Genomic DNA, 18,171 nt, shown 5'->3' with positions numbered 1-18,171 from the left:
TTTTTATCGATAATCATCCTGACTGCTAAATACTGCTTTTAGATATTCCGCACGTTAAAATCTTATTTTTGAATACCATCAGTAGATTTTTCTACCAAAAATATTGTATTGATATCAATAAAAATCTTTACAATCATACAATTAACTATAACTCACTGAAAAAATAGGAATATGCTAGTTAGACAGGTGCATTCTATGATTAGAGTTGATTAAATAATAAACTCTCGGGATGGGCATGATGGTCAGTAACCTGTTAAAACTAAAAAGCCGCTATCCTTTGCATATTCAGATCGCAGCCCTTTTCACTCTGCTGATTATCTCAATCGGTACTGTTATTATTATTTTTGGTTATAGCCAGCTGACTAAACTGACTGAAATCAGCACCAATAGACAATATCAAAAAACAGGAGAGGCTATTGCGGCAGAATTGGATGCAATAACACGACCAATGATGATGTCTGTAAACCTCCTCGCCAGCATGCAAATTACAGAATTACCGACACTTGAACAACGGATGGCTTTTGTTAGTAAATTAGTTGAAGTTCTGAAGCAGAATAACTACGCCAGTGCTGTGTATACCGCCTATCCTAATGGCGATTTATTTATGCTACGCCGCCTAACTGAGTCTAACCGTATATTATTCCATGCGCCAGAAAATGCCGAGTGGATGATTCAAAGTAATCGTTTTCTCGATAGCTTACCGGAAAAACGGTTTATTTATCTTAATGAAAAACAGCAAGTTATTGCAGTTATGCCACGCGATAATGATAACTATGATCCCCGGAGGCGAGATTGGTTTATTCTGGCCTCGGCTAGCCCTACGTTGGTCACCTCCCCTATTTATATGTTCAAAGGTACTGGTGAAGCTGGTTTTACCTATAGTCGCCGCTCTGAAAATAATCAATCAATCATTGGGTTAGATGTTTCCCTGGCGTCATTATCGCAATTTTTAATAAGACAGAATCTGCCACCTGGTAGCCAAGCCATTATTATCAATTCTCGCGGTGAGGTTATCGCGAGCCTACCTAAACTGCAAGAAAACACAACAAACTCGACGGATACGAATAAACAGATACCGGTATTACAAACATTGTTAAACGCTCAAAATAATAGTGTTGAACACAATAATCTGATAGGGAATGATAATAACCATAGCATCATGTTTGAAGCACAAGATAAGCGCTGGTTCGGCTCAATTATTGACGTTAATAATAGCGGTAATAAATATCAGTTGGTCATTGCCACGCCAGCAAGTTATCTTACGGCTGATGCGAACTCCATTCGTAACTATTCAACCTTTATTGCCTTTATCCTATTGTTACTCAGTTTACCCCTTGTTTGGTATTTCTCACGGAAAATATCCAACCCACTGATTCGTCTTCGTAAAGATGCTGATGCTATAAGCAACTTACATTTCGAAGAACATCAATCAGAGCATTCCATGATTGAAGAAGTCGATGAATTGCACAAATCAATGTCAAAAATGAAATTAACACTGAAGCAATTTATTTCAATGGGCAATATGTTGACGGCAGAAAACAGCTTCTTTCGACAAATGCAGGGGTTATTAACTGAAACGACTGAAATTGCAGCAATGACCGGGGGGATTATATTTCTTGCCGATAAAGATGAAGGGATATTCACACCAACGGCATTTCGCTGGAATAGCGAAAATATCCCAGTAGCCGAAATGACACCATTAGATATAAAAGAAAATAATTTCGCCACTTTCCAGCCAGTATTAGAAGGTCAAACTATCGCTGGAACCTTAAATAAAGATAATATATTTAGTCAATTACAAGACTTCCTGCAACCTTATTTACCACTACGTTTTGTTGCCGTACCTATGAAAACTCATGATAAACAACTCTTGGGTTTTTTGCTGCTATTTACCCCTTATCAATTAAATTCAGAGCGTGAACTTTCTAAAATTCAATTAGTTAATGCTCTGGTCGGTAGTTTATCTGTTTCAGTTGAAACGCAAAAGTTATTACAAGAACAAAAAAACCTGCTCAATGCATTTATTGAGCTCATTGCGGGTGCTATTGATGCCAAAAGTGCTTATACCGGCGGGCACTGCCAGCGAGTGCCCGAAATAACCAAAATGCTCGCCAGAGCCGCAGTGAATATCAAAGAAGGGCCTTTCGCTAACTTTAGTTTATCGGAAAATGAGTGGGAAGAACTGCATACAGCATGCTGGTTACATGACTGTGGCAAGATAACCACACCTGAATTTGTGGTGGATAAATCAACGAAACTGGAATTAATTTATGACCGTATCCATGAAATACGGATGAGATTTGAAGTCTTAAAATGTGAAAAAGAGATCAACTTCTTGCGCCGCCATACCACGGTAGATGCTAATGACATTGATCAGCAATTATTGGCGGCTGAATTGCGTCAGTTGGATGATGATTTTTACTTTATTGCGCACTGTAATATCGGTGGTGAATTTATGTCCGATGACGCCATAGCGCGTATTCAGCAAATTGCTGGGTATCACTGGACTCGTACATTAGATGATAATGCCGGTATTGCTCATGAAGAACGCGAGCGTAAAGCTCGACGGGCAGTTGCCTCACTACCCACACAAGAACCTATGCTGGCAGATAAGGAAGAACATCTTATTTACCGGGATAATAAAAACAAACGTCAGGAATATTATGATTTCAAAGTACCCGAACCCACTCTGCTCTATAACCGTGGTGAGATTTATAACCTCAGTATTCGGCGTGGAACCTTAACTGAAGAAGACCGTTATAAAATCAATGAACACATTATGCAAACTATTGTGATGCTCAAAAAATTGCCTTTCCCGCGCTCGATGGCAAATGTAGCCACTATTGCGGGTGGACATCATGAGCGTATGGATGGCAAAGGATATCCTTATCAACTCACTTATAAACAGATGAGCATTCCTGTGCGCATAATGGCTATTGCCGATGTATTTGAAGCTCTGACAGCCGCAGACCGCCCTTATAAGCCAGGAAAATTATTATCTGAGGCACTGAATATCATGCTGAATATGGTGAATGAAAATCACCTGGACAGAGATCTATTTATTTTATTCCTGCAATCAGGTATCTGGCAGGAATACGCCATCACTCACCTTCAAGCAGACAAAGTGGATAGTATTGATATTTCAGCTTTACTGCAAAAAATTGGCAGTCAGAACATTTATTTAGCTGAAAGTGCATAGATTCAGCTCCCCGCTAAGCGGTGAATGTTACTTTTTAATCCATTCACCGCTTTCTTCCTGACCCTTGTAATAGCTCTGCTTCACCGCCCCCCATGCCACTTTATGTGCAGTTTCTTCTCGCGAATCATCTTCTTGCCGTAATTTACTATCTTTATATTCTTCCCAAGCATTATTAAATGCAGCACGATATATATCTTGCGCATGAGTAGGCAATGCCTTCCTCACATTATCTGGCAATGTCTCATTTGATTTATAAGGCATAATTTATCCTTTCTATAAAATCACCAATACATAAATATATAACTGACTGCGAGTATTAAAATAATAATACCAATCACATAACCAATTTTAGTTGGGAAAGGTTTCTCACCCGTTTTCGATGAAGGATCACTATTTATTTTTCTGTTTTCTTCACTCATTTTTCTAACCCTCATAAGAGTTGACAATTAAAAATTTAAGTTTAAAAAGTAATGAATAATAAATATAGCAGTGATAGCGTCCGGATAAATCTTAAACTAGAAATTACGGGCAAGAAACGGAGTGTCTACTCCAAAGAATTAACGCTATGCTTTAGCTTTTCGCGCACACTACAAGGGAGATCGGGTATGTTCTACAACTACGGTGAAACAGAGATTAATCATCTTAAACAACGAGATAAAAAGATGGCTGTGGCTATTGAGCGGATCGGAATGATAGCCCGCCCATTATCACCAGATTTGTTTGCTGCATTAATCAGAAATATTGTCGACCAGCAAATATCAGTTAAAGCGGCGCTCACTGTTAATGCGCGGCTATTAACATTATTGGGCTCGGTGACACCGCTAACTGTTGCAGCAACCGCTATAGAAACGATTCAAGGTTGCGGAATGACCATGCGTAAAGCCGGATATATCAAGGGCGCAGCCGACGCGGCACTGAGTGGTTCATTGGATTTGTCCGCTATTTCTCAGTTACCCGATAATGAGGTTATTTCCCAGCTCTCAAACCTTAATGGTGTGGGTATCTGGACCGCAGAAATGCTGCTTATTTCTTCACTTTCTCGCCCAGATATTCTCAGTTGGGGGGATTTGGCCATCCGCCGCGGTATGATGAATTTATATCGCCACAAAACGCTACCGCGAGAACGTTTTGAAAGATATCGCCGCCGCTACGCGCCATATGGCACAACTGCATCATTGTATTTGTGGGCATTGTCACATGAAGAGATTGTATGACACAGTTTATCGTGGCTATTTATATCTTTCTCTATTCCTCAAGATACTGCTCCCCCATTCTGTCTAAAGCATTTGCCAGTCGTCTAATATTACTACATGACGGATTTGGGCCCCCAAATTTTGAAGCGCAGGCGCTTTTCATCTGTCCAACCCAATAAGCTTTAAGAATAGATACATCAACTAATTTCATACATGTAATCCGTTCTTTTGTCACATACCGATTACTGCAAACAGCTTCGGATACTTTCATGATTGCCGGGACGGGCAAGAAAGATTGCGGTTCGCCAGCACTGGCAAAGATAGGAAAAGAAACGAGGAATATGATCAAAAAACTTCTCATAGCAACCACCTATATAAATTAATTTAAAGGATAAATATCGCTTCAAATTGTTACATAAATGTTGATTGAGAATTTGTTATGAGGTGCGAAGTCAATTATCACAATACAATTATATTTCTTGGGCTGACATCTTATTGCTCAAAGCCCAAGTTAGTTTGTTCAGTTACCTGAAAGCAACTCACACGCCCATATTCATTACATCTTGATAAGCGGCTACCAGCTTATTACGCACCTGGATGCCGAGCTGCAAAGAGACAGATGACTTCTGCATATTGACCATCACATCATTAAGGCCAACACCGGGCACACCTAATTCAAAATTCTGCGCCAGAGTGCGGGCTGTCTGTTGGTTTTCACTGATTTTACCAATAGCCGCTTTTAATTCGCTGGCAAAACCGGCCTCAGCTGGCAGTGTTCTTACTGAACCCGATGCTTGCAATGCAGTCACCTGCAACTGCTGTAAAACCCCTTCAATACCTTGAACAGACATGCTCATCCCCAAAATGTGTCAGTAGGCCAATAACTGGATAGCAAATAGTTGCGTTAATGCAAATATTTGCCATCCAGCAGCTATTACTTTTTTCAGGATGACACCCTAACACATCATTTTTGCGCTAAAGCGGCTAAATAGACCCAAAAATACCGGCTTATTGAGCCATCAAATTTCCACTTACAGCAAATAATGACATGCCGATAAAAAGGGATATCAGCTATTGATGCGTTATCGCTCACAGCACTTGGGAGTCTGTTTTGTTCCAACACATTAGTTACATAAAAAATACTAACTCAAACGTTATTCAGCTTGGCCAAGGACGTGTATGAATGCCTCGATAACTGGCGGTGAAAATCGTGAGAATACCTTTACGACGACACTGGCACGCCTACGCGCGAATCCGAAAATCCCACTGTTGATTGCAGCGGCTGCGGCCATCGCTATTATTGTCGCGCTGATGTTATGGGCTAAAAGTCCTGATTATCGCGTCCTTTATAGCAACCTGAGTGATCGTGACGGCGGTGATATCGTCACACAATTGACGCAACTGAATATTCCCTATCGTTTCGCGGATAATGGCGGAGCATTGTTGATCCCGGCCGATAAAGTGCATGAAACCCGTTTGCGCCTGGCACAACAAGGTTTACCTAAGGGCGGTGCAGTCGGTTTTGAACTGCTCGACCAAGAAAAATTTGGCATTAGCCAATTCAGTGAGCAGGTCAACTACCAGCGAGCACTGGAAGGTGAGCTTGCCCGAACTATCAGCACACTTGGCCCGGTACTGAATGTCCGAGTACATTTAGCGATGCCGAAACCCTCGCTATTTGTTCGTGAGCAAAAATCGCCAACGGCCTCTGTCACTCTCGCCTTGCAACCTGGCCGCGCACTTGATGATGGTCAAATCAACGCCATCGTCTACATGGTTTCCAGCAGTGTGGCTGGCTTACCCCCTGCAAGTGTCACTGTAGTCGACCAAACTGGCCGTTTGCTGACGCAATCTGATAGCGCGGGCCGCGACTTAAATGCGGCACAACTTAAATTTACTAATGAAGTGGAAAACCGCTTCCAGCGCCGCATTGAAACTATCCTGGCACCGATGGTAGGTAGCGGTAATATTCATGCTCAAGTCACTGCGCAAGTTGATTTTTCCAGCCGTGAACAGACTGATGAAGAGTACAAACCGAATCAAGCCGCCAACCAAGGGGCAGTTCGCTCCCAGCAAGTCAGTACCAGCGAACAACTGGGCGGTACCAATGTCGGCGGTGTTCCGGGGGCGCTGTCCAATCAACCACCAGTGACCCCGGTAGCCCCGATTGAAGTGCCACCAGCAACCCCTGCGGCGGGTGCTGGTGCGCCTGCGAATACGGCCAATGCAGCGAACCGCCCGGCGGCGACCACGACTGCCGCCAGACAGACTGCGACGTCAAGTAATAGCCGCCACGACCAAACCACCAACTTCGAAGTTGACCGCACTATCCGCCACACCCAGCAACAAGCAGGTATGGTGCAGCGCCTCTCCGTTGCTGTAGTCGTCAATTACGGCACGGATAAAGCCGGCAAACCTATTGCACTGAGCAAAGAACAATTGGCGCAGGTGGAATCGCTGACGCGTGAGGCCATGGGCTTTTCCACTGACCGTGGTGACACCCTCAATGTGGTCAATACACCGTTTAGTGCCACTGGCGACGATACCGGTAGCAGCCTGCCATTCTGGCAACAACAATCGTTCTTTGATCAGTTGATCAATATTGGTCGCTATTTACTCATCTTACTGGTCGCGTGGATCTTATGGCGCAAACTGGTACGCCCATTGATGGAGAAAAAACAAGTAGCGGATAAAGCAACGGCGTCGGTCAACACCCTGGTACAGACCGCGCAAGCCTCTGAAACAGCGAAACAAACTAAAGAAGAGCTGGCCCTGCGTAAGAAAAATCAGCAACGAGTGAGTGCTGAAGTTCAGGCCCAGCGTATACGCGAACTTGCGGATAAAGACCCACGTGTTGTCGCGCTGGTTATCCGTCAATGGATGAGTAATGACCAATGAGCCTGACCGGAACTGAAAAAAGCGCCATCATGCTGATGACACTGGGTGAAGACCATGCCGCCGAGGTATTTAAACACCTTTCCTCGCGCGAAGTGCAACAGCTCAGTACCACCATGGCCAGTATGCGACAGGTTTCTCACCAACAGTTGGTTGATGTATTGGCTGAGTTTGAAGACGATGCCGAGCAATATGCTGCACTGAGTGTGAACGCCAGCGATTATCTGCGCTCGGTGCTGATAAAAGCATTGGGGGAAGAACGAGCATCCAGCTTGTTGGAAGACATTCTGGAATCACGCGAAACCACCAGTGGCATGGAAACCCTCAACTTTATGGAACCGCAGATGGCGGCCGACCTGATCCGCGACGAACATCCGCAGATTATCGCCACTATTCTGGTTCATTTAAAGCGCTCTCAGGCGGCAGATATTCTGGCACTGTTCGACGAACGTCTGCGCAACGATGTCATGTTGCGTATCGCCACCTTCGGCGGAGTTCAGCCAGCAGCATTGGCAGAATTAACCGAAGTGCTGAACAACCTGCTTGATGGCCAAAATCTCAAACGCAGCAAAATGGGCGGTATCCGCACCGCGGCTGAGATTATCAACTTGATGAAAAGCCAGCAGGAAGAAACCGTTATGGACGCCGTGCGCGAATACGACGGCGAGCTGGCACAGAAAATTATCGACGAAATGTTCCTGTTCGAGAATCTGGTCAGTGTCGACGACCGCAGCATCCAGCGTTTACTGCAAGAAATCGACAACGAATCGCTATTGATTGCGTTGAAAGGGGCCGATCAGGCGCTGCGCGAGCGCTTCCTCAGCAATATGTCACTGCGTGCCGCAGAAATTCTGCGCGACGACCTGGCTACCCGAGGGCCGGTGCGGATGTCACTGGTCGAAAACGAGCAGAAAGCCATCTTGCTGATTGTCCGTCGTTTGGCGGAAAGCGGCGAGATAGTCATCGGTGGCGGCGAGGATATCTATGTCTGATAGGATTAATGCCCTGCCCTGGCAACCTTGGTCACTGAATGACTTTGCCAGCCAACCCGAACCCAGCACTGCCACTGCGCCGCCGGATATCAGTATGTTGTTTACTGATGAGCCAACAGCGGATATCGCACCAATGGAAAGTGATGAACAACAAACACTGATAAACCTGCAACTCGAAGCCGAGAAGCAGGGCCGCCAGCAAGGGTTTGCCAAAGGGTTGCAAGAGGGCTTGGATAAAGGTTACCAAACCGGTCTGGAGGAAGGACATCAGCAAGCGCTGGCAGATGCCGAGAAACAGTTGGCTCCGATCACCGCGCACTGGCAAACCCTGGTCGATGATTTTCAAAACACCCTGGATGCGCTGGACAGTGTGATTGCTTCGCGGTTGATGCAAATGGCCTTAGCAGCAGCAAAACAGATTCTGGGGCAACCGGCTATTTGCGATGGCACCGCGTTGCTGGCCCAAATCCAGCAAATGATTCAGCAAGAGCCGATGTTTGCCGGTAAGCCGCAACTGCGGGTGAACCCGAATGATTTAGCCGTGGTGGAACAGCGCTTAGGCTCGACCTTGAGTCTGCATGGTTGGCGCTTGTTAGGCGACAGTCAAATTCACCCCGGCGGATGCAAAGTTAGCGCCGAAGAAGGTGATTTGGATGCCAGCCTGGCGACGCGTTGGCATGAACTATGCCGCCTGGCAGCACCAGGAGAATTATGATGACCGCCCGCCTTGGCCGCTGGCTCACCTCTTTAGACAAGTTCGAAGAGCGTATCAGCCAATCAACCACCATTCGCCGCTACGGCCGCTTGACACGTGCCACCGGCTTGGTGCTGGAAGCCACTGGTTTGCAACTCCCCCTCGGCGCAACCTGTCTGATTGAGCGCCATGATAACGGCGAAGTACAAGAAGTTGAGAGCGAAGTGGTCGGTTTTAACGGCCAGCGCCTGTTTTTGATGCCACTGGAAGAGGTCGAAGGGATTGTACCCGGAGCGCGTGTTTATGCCCGCATCACTACGGGAGGGACGTCTGCCAGTAAACAATTGCCGCTCGGCCCAGAACTACTGGGGCGGGTATTAGATGGCAGCGCCAAGCCGCTGGATGGTTTGCCCGCACCGGAAACCGGTTATCGTGCTCCCCTGATTACCCCCCCTATCAATCCATTACAACGTACCGCGATTGAACAGGTATTGGATGTTGGTGTGCGCACCATTAATGCCCTGCTGACAGTCGGTCGAGGGCAGCGTATGGGCTTGTTCGCGGGTTCTGGGGTAGGGAAAAGTGTGTTGTTGGGCATGATGGCCCGCTACACCCAAGCGGATGTCATTGTGGTTGGGCTTATCGGTGAGCGTGGCCGTGAAGTTAAAGATTTTATCGAGAATATTTTAGGTACCGAGGGGCGTGCCCGCTCAGTAGTCATTGCCGCGCCAGCCGACGTATCGCCATTGCTACGTATGCAAGGCGCGGCCTATGCCACCCGCATTGCAGAAGATTTCCGCGACCGCGGCCAACATGTGTTGCTGATCATGGACTCTCTGACGCGCTACGCCATGGCACAACGCGAAATCGCACTGGCAATTGGCGAACCTCCGGCCACCAAAGGCTATCCACCGTCCGTATTCGCTAAATTACCGGCGCTGGTGGAACGCGCGGGTAACGGCGTGTCCGGTGGCGGCTCGATTACCGCATTTTATACGGTACTGACCGAGGGCGATGATCAGCAAGACCCGATTGCCGACTCTGCGCGCGCCATTCTCGATGGTCATGTGGTGTTATCTCGCCGTCTGGCAGAATCCGGTCATTATCCCGCCATTGATATCGAAGCTTCTATCAGCCGTGCGATGACCTCACTGATTGATGAAAATCACTACAGCAAAGTTCGCCAATTTAAACAGTTACTTGCCAGTTTCCAACGCAACCGCGACTTGGTCAGCGTCGGGGCCTATGCCGCCGGTAGCGACCCCTTGTTGGATAAGGCCATTGCCCTCTATCCACAAATGGAAATCTTCTTGCAGCAAGGCATGTATGAGCGCAGCAGTTACGAAGATGCCTGCCAGCATCTGAAAAGCCTGTTTCCGGGTTAATAAAATAGGTTTCCGGATGGATAGCTAACAACCCTGCGGCGTCAAGCACAAAACATATGCCCAAAGTGATTGGTGTTGCAGGTAGGCGGCAAGTGAATGAATCCCGATGAGCTGACTTTCGTCAGTGATTCGGGTAAGTGAACGTAGCTAACAACCCTGCGGCGTCAAGCACAAAACATATGCCCAAAGTGATTGGTGTTGCAGGTAGGCGGCAAGTGAATGAATCCCGATGAGCTGACTTTCGTCAGTGATTCGGGTAAGTGAACGTAGCTAACAACCCTGCGGCGTCAAGCACGAAGGGCATTGAGGAATACCATGAAAAGTCAGTCACCTCTCATCACCCTGCGCGACCTGGCTCAAAAGGCGGTTGAACAGGCAACGACCCAATTGGGGCAGGTGCGCTTGTCCTATCAGAATGCTGAGCAGCAACTGAGTATGTTGCTGTCTTATCAGGATGAATATCGGGTGCGGCTGAATGACACGCTGAGTAATGGCATGGCTTCCTCCAGTTGGCAAAATTATCAGCAGTTTATTCAAACATTGGAGCAAGCCATTGAGCAACATCGTCATCAGTTGGCTCAATGGAATGTCAAAGTTGAGCAAGCAGTGAAGCATTGGCAAGAAAAGCAACAGCGATTAAATGCATTTGAAACGCTGAACGAGCGAGCTGAAACCACCGCGCGTTTGCACGAGAACCGTTTGGATCAAAAACTGATGGATGAGTTCGCCCAGCGCGCCTCACAAAGGAGTCTACATTCATGAATCTATCGCTCTTGCCTACTGCTATCACTGCGAGTGAAGCCGAGGGCGCAACATCTTCGTCATCGATTGCCGCGCTGTTTACCGACGCGGGGTTACCCGCCGATTTTGCTAAACTTTTGGGTGACCAACTGGGAAAAGAACTCACTGCGGTGGATGCTTCAACCCTGAAATCATCTTTAGCCGCCGCGACTGATCTCACCCCCGATGTTGACGGCAGCAAGTCAACTACGGGTAACAGTAAGTTGAATCAGTTATTGGCCGCATTGGGGGATATCAGTGCTACGCTGCCAGCGGGTTTAACCCATGCAGGACAAACTGGCGATGCCGCGGGTATCAAGAAAACCACCCTCAATGAAGGTGGTAAGCTGAGCAGTGCCAGTGAAAAAACTCACGATAAAGTCGACCCCGCCGCATTACAAACCTTGCTGGCGATGTTGCCACATCAGGTGGCTAACACATTGGGCGGGCAAAAAGCTACCCAGACTGATAACAACGGTCTGACGGACAATAAAACCACGGCCGCCAGGCAAGATATTGCCACTCTCACCAGCCTGACCTCACAAGATAAAGGTTTAGCTGCACTGATTGGCGGCACTATGGTCAGTATGAAAAGTGATAAGGCCATGGACAGTGTAAAAAATAATAAAGCCGTAAGCAGTGACGATGAGTTAGCGGGTGTCTCCTCGAAAACAAAAACAACCGCGGCATCGGATAAGCTAGCCCCGTTGAGCGCGAAAGATGTCGACAGCAGCACTCTCAATGCCAAAACCGTTCCACAGGCAGCACAAGTTGGAACCATCGCATCCACCGCTGCAGTGGATAAAACCTTGGCCAATTCAACTGCCCTGACCCCCTCTCTGCCTCCGGTTTCCAGCCCTATTCTGCCGACTACCGCGACCGCCAGCGCCCATATCAGTGCGCCTGCCAGCGGTTATTTAAGTGCGCAACTGGGCAGCCAAGAATGGCAACAATCACTTGGGCAACAAGTGATTATGTTCAGCCGCAATGGGCAACAAAACGCCGAGTTGCGGCTCAACCCACAGGAATTGGGTGCTCTGCAAATCAGTCTGAAAATAGAAGATAAGCAGGCGCAATTACACTTCGTTTCAGCCCATAGTCAGGTTCGGGCGGCGATTGAAGCCGCCATGCCAAACTTGCGCACCGCCTTGGCCGAAAGTGGTATTCAATTGGGTCAAAGTAGTGTCGGCAGTGAAGGTCAATGGCAGCAAGCGCAGCAACAGAACCAGCAGAATCAGCAAGATTTCGCCTCACGTGGTCAGCCGGGTTACGGTGAAGTCGCCGCTGACGAAACACAGGCAAGCACACCGCTGGTCACACCGGCGGCGTTGCAAGCTCTGGCCAATGGCACTGGTGGCGTTGACATTTTCGCCTAAAAAGCGCGGTTAATTTCACCAAAAGGGGACAAACGAGCAAGTTAGGCCGTTTTTCTCCACCTATTCTGCCTATTGGGATTAAGGATACGCGGGATAATCATCAGTAATAATTCGGATAGCTTGGTGTCATTGGCACCAAGCTATTATCGTGATTCACCGGTTTGATACCGAAACAGGAATTTGCCTTCTTCATGTCTCAAAATACCTTCCCGGCCAAGCGTAAGAGTTCAATCTGGGTGATCCTGCTGGTGCTGATTGCGGTAGCAGCAACTGCGGGTGGCGGTTATAGCTGGTGGATACTCAATAAGAGTAAGCCAACCATAGCGAAAGCCGCGCCTGTCATCCCGGTGTTCATGCCCCTGGAGACCTTTACGGTCAATCTGATCACGCCGGATAATAATCTGGATCGTGTACTTTATATCGGATTAACGCTAAGACTCCCCGACGACAGCACCCGCGCAAAACTCAATGACTATCTGCCGGAAGTGCGCAGTCGGCTGCTGTTACTGCTCTCCCGTCAATCCGCTGATAGTTTGGCGAACGAAGAAGGCAAACAGCGCTTAGTCGGTGAAATTAAAAACGTTCTTAGCCCGCCAATGGTTAAAGGTCAACCTAATCAGGTAGTCAGCGATGTGCTGTTTACCGCATTTATATTGCGATAATCATTATGGGCGATAGCATTCTTTCACAAGCAGAGATTGACGCACTGTTAAACGGTGACAGCGGGGGTGATGAACCCGAAGCTGTCACTGGAAGCGAAACAGACGTTAAGCCTTATGATCCGACAACCCAGCGACGTGTAGTGCGTGAGCGCCTGCATGCGCTGGAGATAATTAATGAGCGGTTTGCCCGTCAGTTCCGGATGGGGTTATTTAACCTGTTGCGCCGCAGCCCGGACATCACGGTTGGCCCGATAAAAATCCAGCCATATCATGATTTTGCTCGTAACTTGCCGGTGCCGACCAACCTCAACTTGATACATTTGAAACCGTTGCGCGGCACGGCGCTGTTCGTTTTCGCCCCAAGTTTGGTCTTTATTGCCGTTGATAACTTGTTTGGTGGTGATGGCCGTTTCCCAACAAAAGTGGAAGGGCGCGAGTTTACCCACACAGAACAACGCGTGATTAACCGGATGCTACGGCTGGCGCTGGATGCATACCGTGATGCCTGGGCTCCCATCTATAAAATTGATGTGGAATATGTCCGTTCTGAAATACAGGTGAAATTTACCAATATCACCACCTCCCCCAACGACATCGTGGTCACGACCCCTTTCCAGGTAGAAATCGGCGCGTTGAGTGGTGAGTTTAATATCTGTATTCCGTTTGCCATGATTGAGCCGCTGCGCGAACTGCTGACCAACCCACCACTGGAAAATTCCCGTCAGGAAGACAGCCATTGGCGTGAAACGCTGGTCAAGCAAGTTCAGCATTCCGAGCTGGAACTGGTGGCGAACTTCGTCGATATTCCACTGAGATTGTCGCAGATACTCAAGCTACAACCGGGGGATGTTTTACCGATAGATAAACCTGAACGACTGATCGCGCATGTCGACGGCGTGCCAGTGCTGACCAGTCAGTACGGGACATTAAACGGGCAATATGCCCTACGTGTTGAACATTTGATTAACCCTATTTTGAATGCTCTGAATGAGGAACAGCCCAATGAGTGACCCTAAGTTTCCGTCTGATGATGGAAAGGAATCCGTGGATGACCTGTGGGCTGATGCGTTTAATGAGCAACAGGCAACGGAAAAGCCAGCGGCCACTACCGAAGGCGTATTTAAATCACTGGAAGCACCCGACGGGCTGGGTAACCTGCAAGATATCGATTTGATTCTCGATATTCCGGTAAAACTGACTGTCGAACTGGGTCGCACCAAAATGACTATCAAAGAATTACTGCGCCTGTCTCAAGGCTCAGTCGTTTCCCTTGATGGTCTGGCGGGCGAACCTTTGGATATTCTGATTAATGGTTACCTGATTGCACAGGGTGAAGTGGTGGTGGTGGCGGATAAATACGGCGTGCGCATCACTGACATTATTACCCCATCAGAACGTATGCGTCGTCTGAGCCGCTAATGACCGCAGCACAAACGGTGGCAATAACATCAACTGAATCAGCATCGACAACGGATACTCCGGTCGCAACTAATACTTCGGTGACCTCGCCGCAAACGCCTGTCACCGGGTTTGCGGCCAGCCACCCCGGCATCGCTACGCAACAAACAGCCCCGGCGATGCCCGCAGGATCAGTGTTGACCCAAGTCGGCAGTGTGTTGGGGGGGATTTTGCTGTTGATTTTATTTGCCGCCTGGCTGGTGCGCCGCTTAGGTTTTGCGCCACAGGCTCGCAACAATAAGCTATTGAATGTGCGGGCCAGTTGTCAAGTCGGCCAGCGCGAGCGGGTGGTCATTGTCGAAGTCGACAACACTTGGTTAGTTTTGGGTGTTACCGCCCAACAAGTGACGCCGCTCCATACACTGGAGCGCCCTCCGGTTGACGAAACCAGTACCGCGCTGTCGTCTGACACAGGAAAGCCGGCTGATTTTCGCCAACTCCTGAATACCTATCTTTTAAACAAAAAACCGCTATTAAACAAGAATTCGCTATTAAACAAGAAGTCAAAACCTCCGGAAAAATCGGCATGATGTCTCTGCGTCCGCTCATGAATAAAGTCCCCCTGCTGCTGCTCACCCTACTTTGCTCTCCAACAGCATTAGCTCAATTGCCGGGCATTATCAGCCAGCCGTTGGCGAATGGCGGGCAGAGCTGGTCTTTGCCGGTGCAGACGCTCGTTTTTATTACCACGCTAAGTTTTCTACCCGCCGCATTGCTGATGATGACCAGCTTTACCCGGATCATTATTGTGCTTGGCTTGTTGCGCAACGCATTAGGCACCCCCTCCGCACCACCGAATCAGGTGATGCTGGGTTTAGCGCTGTTTCTGACGTTTTTCATTATGTCTCCGGTGTTTGACAAGGTTTATCAAGATGCTTATCTGCCCTTCAGTCAGGACAAGATAAGTATGGAAGTGGCAATGGATAAAGGCTCTCAACCATTGCGGGAATTTATGTTACGCCAGACCCGTGAATCTGACCTGGCCCTGTATGCCCGGTTAGCCAATCTGCCGCCATTGGAAGGGCCGGAAGTGGTGCCAATGCGCATTTTGCTGCCCGCCTATGTCACCAGTGAGCTGAAAACCGCTTTCCAGATTGGTTTTACGGTGTTTATTCCATTTTTGATTATCGACTTGGTGGTCGCCAGTGTGCTGATGGCGCTGGGGATGATGATGGTGCCGCCCGCGAGTATCTCGCTCCCTTTCAAGCTGATGCTGTTTGTGTTAGTTGATGGCTGGCAGTTGCTACTCGGTTCGTTAGCGCAAAGCTTTTATAGCTGAGGTAGAGACATCATGACACCAGAATCGGTAATGGCCCTCGGCGTTGAGGCAATGAAAATCGCTCTTGCACTGGCCGCGCCATTATTACTGGCTGCATTGATTAGCGGCTTAATTGTCAGCCTGTTGCAGGCCGCGACACAAATTAACGAAATGACCCTGTCATTTATCCCCAAAATACTGGCGGTTTTCGCTACTTTGGTTATCGCTGGCCCGTGGATGCTGAGCTTGATTCTCGACTATATGCGTAATTTGTTTACCAGCCTGCCGACGTTAATTGGCTAAGAACCTAGGTTATCAATATGGTCTCTCTTGATACCACTCAACTCAGCGTCTGGGTCAGCCAGTATTTCTGGCCATTAATACGCATATTGGCCTTGATAAGCACCGCGCCGGTTTTAAGCGAAAAACAGATAAATCGTAAAGTCAAAGTCGGTTTGGCGATATTAATTACCTTTCTCATTGCTCCCTCCCTGCCACCCGTCAATATTCCGCTCGTTTCTAGCGGTGCGGTATGGGTCGCGGGTCAGCAGATATTGATTGGGGCCGCTATCGGGTTAACCATGCAGTTTGCTTTCGCCGCTATCCGCCTGTCTGGCGAAGTGATTGGTTTGCAAATGGGGCTGTCTTTCGCCACCTTCTTTGACCCCTCTGGCGGGCCAAACATGCCGGTTCTCGCCCGGTTGTTAAACTTATTGGCGATGCTGTTATTTCTCAGCTTTGATGGCCATTTGTGGCTAATTTCTTTATTAGCGGACAGTTTTCATACTTTACCTATTCAATTCGAGCCACTCAATGGCAATGGTTTCCTGGCATTGGCACAGGCCGGTTCCTTGATCTTTATGAATGGGCTAATGCTGGCATTGCCACTCATAACTCTGCTACTCACCCTGAATATGGCGCTAGGTATGCTTAACCGCATGACACCACAACTTTCTGTTTTCGTTATAGGTTTCCCACTGACATTGACGGTCGGTATTATTTCGTTGGGCTTAGCTATGCCGCTGCTGGCCCCTTTTACCGAGCACCTATTTGGCGAATTCTTCGACCGACTGGCGGGTGTTCTCAGTGGGTTAGCGTATTGACTGATACCCAAAAGAATGGGAGTTGCGGGTAGACCGTCAGCAAACAACCTGCGGCTTCAAGTATGGCGGGTAACCTGCGGGGCGAGCCCACAGGTTAAAGACGGATTACTTATTCAGTTGGAACAGAGACAAGCCCTGCATATTGGTGAATGTGGTGTAAGAAGCCTGTAAGGCAGCCTGCTGCATAACATAGGAAGAGATAGCAGAGTTCCAATCGACATCCACTAAATCACTCATTCGCTGCTTGTTGATCAAGGTACGGTCTTCGCCCAAACTATCAAGATTGTCCAACTCTTGCAGTTGAGTACCAATACCTGCCTGCACAGATAACACATTATTCAATGAGTTAGCCATACCGCGGATACCTTTATCCATCGCCGCATTCACTTGTTCTTTAACCTCATCAGTCGCACCTTGCATTGGCGTTTTGAGGGCATTGAGAACAGTGTCGATGGTATTAAAGATATTCTTTTCCGCATCTACCGGCTTACCATCAACATCATTCGGCTCAGGTTTGGCATTACTGGTCAGCGCCATAAAAACACTGTCACCGGTGTGACCGACCGTCATTGACCGGTTAGCATCGACTTTTTGCTCAATCGCGACATCGCCGCCCACATAAGTGACCTCGCCAGTTTTGCTAACAGCAAAAGGCGGCTTATCACTTTGAAAACCACCAAAAATATAGCGGCCATTACCATCAGTGGTGTTCGCCTGATTAACCAGTTGGTCTTTCAAACCCTGTAACTGAGTCGCATAAGAAGCACGGTCATCATCACTCAAAATATCGCTTTTAGCACTGATAATGACACTTTGAATAGACTGAATGGTGCTAGTGGCCTGCGCCAAAACCGTGGTTTCCAGTGATGAACTTTGGCGGGCAAAGCTACGTGCTAATGCATACTGGTTATTCTCTGACTGAGCTTGTGACACCATCACCGCTTGCGAGGCCGACATCGGATCATCCGAAGGATTAACCACGCGCTTGCCGGTGGAAAGTTGTTGGCCAGACTGCATCCAAAGGGATTGAGCATTAGTGATGCCCTGCATATTTTGCTGATACAGCATGCTGGTACTTAAGCGCACGATGTCAGTTCCTTTTAGTAACAGCTTAGTCAGACGGCCCGCACAAACTGCCATTCTGACTAAACCTAAAATGAGATAAGCAGCGGCAAT

Annotated in this window: 19 protein-coding genes; 15 read left to right on the top strand and 4 right to left on the bottom strand. The window is 48.0% G+C overall.

The window, feature by feature from the left end:
• The first annotated feature begins 238 nt into the window (after nucleotides 1-238).
• Nucleotides 239-3,199 carry an HD domain-containing phosphohydrolase gene (locus tag DX162_RS14480; protein ID WP_032820951.1) on the top strand — a complete coding sequence of 987 codons (2,961 nt, stop codon included), beginning with the start codon at nucleotides 239-241 and terminating at the stop codon, nucleotides 3,197-3,199.
• A 27-nt stretch (nucleotides 3,200-3,226) separates the two neighbouring features.
• Here DX162_RS14480 and DX162_RS14475 read toward each other — a convergent pair whose 3' ends face one another.
• Both DX162_RS14475 and DX162_RS22305 read right to left on the bottom strand, forming a co-directional pair.
• Entirely contained in the window at nucleotides 3,227-3,460 is a 234-nt protein-coding gene (locus DX162_RS14475; RefSeq protein WP_004392708.1) for a ChaB family protein, read from the bottom strand.
• A 20-nt stretch (nucleotides 3,461-3,480) separates the two neighbouring features.
• On the bottom strand, nucleotides 3,481-3,618 hold the full coding sequence (locus DX162_RS22305; protein WP_004392709.1) for a hypothetical protein: 138 nt from the start codon (nucleotides 3,616-3,618) through the stop codon (nucleotides 3,481-3,483).
• 186 nt (nucleotides 3,619-3,804) lie between these two features.
• On the opposite strand from DX162_RS22305, the gene DX162_RS14470 reads away from it, so the two are divergent.
• Complete coding sequence (locus DX162_RS14470) at nucleotides 3,805-4,413, top strand: DNA-3-methyladenine glycosylase family protein (RefSeq protein ID WP_004392710.1); 609 nt, start codon at nucleotides 3,805-3,807, stop codon at nucleotides 4,411-4,413.
• Nucleotides 4,414-4,931: 518 nt separating this feature from the next.
• On the opposite strand, the gene fliE is transcribed toward DX162_RS14470, so the two are convergent.
• Nucleotides 4,932-5,243, bottom strand: coding sequence for a flagellar hook-basal body complex protein FliE (gene fliE / locus DX162_RS14460; RefSeq protein WP_004392712.1), 312 nt, complete (start codon nucleotides 5,241-5,243; stop codon nucleotides 4,932-4,934).
• Nucleotides 5,244-5,571: 328 nt separating this feature from the next.
• Here fliE and fliF point away from each other — a divergent pair, with 328 nt between their 5' ends.
• The 13 genes from fliF to fliR all read left to right on the top strand — a co-directional run bounded on the left by fliF (nucleotide 5,572) and on the right by fliR (nucleotide 16,995).
• A complete protein-coding gene (fliF, locus tag DX162_RS14455) occupies nucleotides 5,572-7,290 on the top strand; it encodes a flagellar basal-body MS-ring/collar protein FliF (RefSeq protein WP_004392714.1) in 1,719 nt (572 codons plus the stop codon).
• Nucleotides 7,287-8,279, top strand: coding sequence for a flagellar motor switch protein FliG (gene fliG / locus DX162_RS14450; protein WP_032820943.1), 993 nt, complete (start codon nucleotides 7,287-7,289; stop codon nucleotides 8,277-8,279). The genes fliF and fliG overlap by 4 nt, the downstream gene beginning before the upstream one ends.
• Nucleotides 8,272-8,994 carry a flagellar assembly protein FliH gene (gene fliH, locus DX162_RS14445; protein WP_032820944.1) on the top strand — a complete coding sequence of 241 codons (723 nt, stop codon included), beginning with the start codon at nucleotides 8,272-8,274 and terminating at the stop codon, nucleotides 8,992-8,994. The genes fliG and fliH overlap by 8 nt, the downstream gene beginning before the upstream one ends.
• Nucleotides 8,994-10,358 (top strand): flagellar protein export ATPase FliI, encoded by a 1,365-nt coding sequence (gene fliI / locus DX162_RS14440; protein ID WP_004392716.1) that lies wholly within the window; start codon nucleotides 8,994-8,996, stop codon nucleotides 10,356-10,358. The genes fliH and fliI overlap by 1 nt, the downstream gene beginning before the upstream one ends.
• A 315-nt stretch (nucleotides 10,359-10,673) precedes the next feature.
• Complete coding sequence (gene fliJ / locus DX162_RS14435; RefSeq protein WP_004392162.1) at nucleotides 10,674-11,120, top strand: flagellar export protein FliJ; 447 nt, start codon at nucleotides 10,674-10,676, stop codon at nucleotides 11,118-11,120.
• Nucleotides 11,117-12,514 (top strand): flagellar hook-length control protein FliK, encoded by a 1,398-nt coding sequence (locus DX162_RS14430; RefSeq protein ID WP_032820661.1) that lies wholly within the window; start codon nucleotides 11,117-11,119, stop codon nucleotides 12,512-12,514. Before fliJ ends, DX162_RS14430 begins: the two co-directional genes overlap by 4 nt.
• Before the next feature lie 191 nt (nucleotides 12,515-12,705).
• Entirely contained in the window at nucleotides 12,706-13,176 is a 471-nt protein-coding gene (gene fliL, locus DX162_RS14425; protein WP_004392160.1) for a flagellar basal body-associated protein FliL, read from the top strand.
• 5 nt (nucleotides 13,177-13,181) lie between these two features.
• Complete coding sequence (gene fliM, locus DX162_RS14420) at nucleotides 13,182-14,186, top strand: flagellar motor switch protein FliM (RefSeq protein ID WP_004392159.1); 1,005 nt, start codon at nucleotides 13,182-13,184, stop codon at nucleotides 14,184-14,186.
• Complete coding sequence (fliN, locus tag DX162_RS14415) at nucleotides 14,179-14,595, top strand: flagellar motor switch protein FliN (protein ID WP_032820660.1); 417 nt, start codon at nucleotides 14,179-14,181, stop codon at nucleotides 14,593-14,595. Before fliM ends, fliN begins: the two co-directional genes overlap by 8 nt.
• The gene (gene fliO, locus DX162_RS14410) at nucleotides 14,595-15,164 is read left to right on the top strand and encodes a flagellar biosynthetic protein FliO (protein WP_004392158.1); all 570 of its coding nucleotides are present in this window, start codon (nucleotides 14,595-14,597) and stop codon (nucleotides 15,162-15,164) included. Before fliN ends, fliO begins: the two co-directional genes overlap by 1 nt.
• Nucleotides 15,161-15,913: a flagellar type III secretion system pore protein FliP gene (gene fliP / locus DX162_RS14405; protein WP_338067147.1), complete on the top strand. Its 753-nt coding sequence runs from the start codon at nucleotides 15,161-15,163 to the stop codon at nucleotides 15,911-15,913. The genes fliO and fliP overlap by 4 nt, the downstream gene beginning before the upstream one ends.
• A 12-nt stretch (nucleotides 15,914-15,925) precedes the next feature.
• On the top strand, nucleotides 15,926-16,195 hold the full coding sequence (gene fliQ / locus DX162_RS14400) for a flagellar biosynthesis protein FliQ (protein WP_004392156.1): 270 nt from the start codon (nucleotides 15,926-15,928) through the stop codon (nucleotides 16,193-16,195).
• 17 nt (nucleotides 16,196-16,212) lie between these two features.
• Nucleotides 16,213-16,995: a flagellar biosynthetic protein FliR gene (gene fliR / locus DX162_RS14395; RefSeq protein WP_004392155.1), complete on the top strand. Its 783-nt coding sequence runs from the start codon at nucleotides 16,213-16,215 to the stop codon at nucleotides 16,993-16,995.
• 105 nt (nucleotides 16,996-17,100) lie between these two features.
• Here the strand turns inward: fliR and flgL are convergent, their stop codons facing one another.
• Entirely contained in the window at nucleotides 17,101-18,081 is a 981-nt protein-coding gene (gene flgL / locus DX162_RS14390; RefSeq protein WP_032820665.1) for a flagellar hook-associated protein FlgL, read from the bottom strand.
• Nucleotides 18,082-18,171 lie beyond the last annotated feature (90 nt).

Source organism: Yersinia kristensenii, from assembly GCF_900460525.1.
Taxonomy (GTDB): Bacteria; Pseudomonadota; Gammaproteobacteria; order Enterobacterales; family Enterobacteriaceae; genus Yersinia; species Yersinia kristensenii.
Note: the sequence above shows the minus strand (reverse complement) of the source record. Positions and strands in the feature narration are given on the sequence as shown.

Bases quoted from the DNA above. Each gene is read 5' to 3' on its own strand.
- DX162_RS14480 (WP_032820951.1), top strand. From the start codon at position 239: ATGGTCAGTAACCTGTTAAAACTAAAAAGCCGCTATCCTTTGCATATT.
- DX162_RS14475 (WP_004392708.1), bottom strand. From the start codon at position 3,460: ATGCCTTATAAATCAAATGAGACATTGCCAGATAATGTGAGGAAGGCA.
- DX162_RS22305 (WP_004392709.1), bottom strand. From the start codon at position 3,618: ATGAGTGAAGAAAACAGAAAAATAAATAGTGATCCTTCATCGAAAACG.
- DX162_RS14470 (WP_004392710.1), top strand. From the start codon at position 3,805: ATGTTCTACAACTACGGTGAAACAGAGATTAATCATCTTAAACAACGA.
- fliE (WP_004392712.1), bottom strand. From the start codon at position 5,243: ATGTCTGTTCAAGGTATTGAAGGGGTTTTACAGCAGTTGCAGGTGACT.
- fliF (WP_004392714.1), top strand. From the start codon at position 5,572: ATGAATGCCTCGATAACTGGCGGTGAAAATCGTGAGAATACCTTTACG.
- fliG (WP_032820943.1), top strand. From the start codon at position 7,287: ATGAGCCTGACCGGAACTGAAAAAAGCGCCATCATGCTGATGACACTG.
- fliH (WP_032820944.1), top strand. From the start codon at position 8,272: ATGTCTGATAGGATTAATGCCCTGCCCTGGCAACCTTGGTCACTGAAT.
- fliI (WP_004392716.1), top strand. From the start codon at position 8,994: ATGACCGCCCGCCTTGGCCGCTGGCTCACCTCTTTAGACAAGTTCGAA.
- fliJ (WP_004392162.1), top strand. From the start codon at position 10,674: ATGAAAAGTCAGTCACCTCTCATCACCCTGCGCGACCTGGCTCAAAAG.
- DX162_RS14430 (WP_032820661.1), top strand. From the start codon at position 11,117: ATGAATCTATCGCTCTTGCCTACTGCTATCACTGCGAGTGAAGCCGAG.
- fliL (WP_004392160.1), top strand. From the start codon at position 12,706: ATGTCTCAAAATACCTTCCCGGCCAAGCGTAAGAGTTCAATCTGGGTG.
- fliM (WP_004392159.1), top strand. From the start codon at position 13,182: ATGGGCGATAGCATTCTTTCACAAGCAGAGATTGACGCACTGTTAAAC.
- fliN (WP_032820660.1), top strand. From the start codon at position 14,179: ATGAGTGACCCTAAGTTTCCGTCTGATGATGGAAAGGAATCCGTGGAT.
- fliO (WP_004392158.1), top strand. From the start codon at position 14,595: ATGACCGCAGCACAAACGGTGGCAATAACATCAACTGAATCAGCATCG.
- fliP (WP_338067147.1), top strand. From the start codon at position 15,161: ATGATGTCTCTGCGTCCGCTCATGAATAAAGTCCCCCTGCTGCTGCTC.
- fliQ (WP_004392156.1), top strand. From the start codon at position 15,926: ATGACACCAGAATCGGTAATGGCCCTCGGCGTTGAGGCAATGAAAATC.
- fliR (WP_004392155.1), top strand. From the start codon at position 16,213: ATGGTCTCTCTTGATACCACTCAACTCAGCGTCTGGGTCAGCCAGTAT.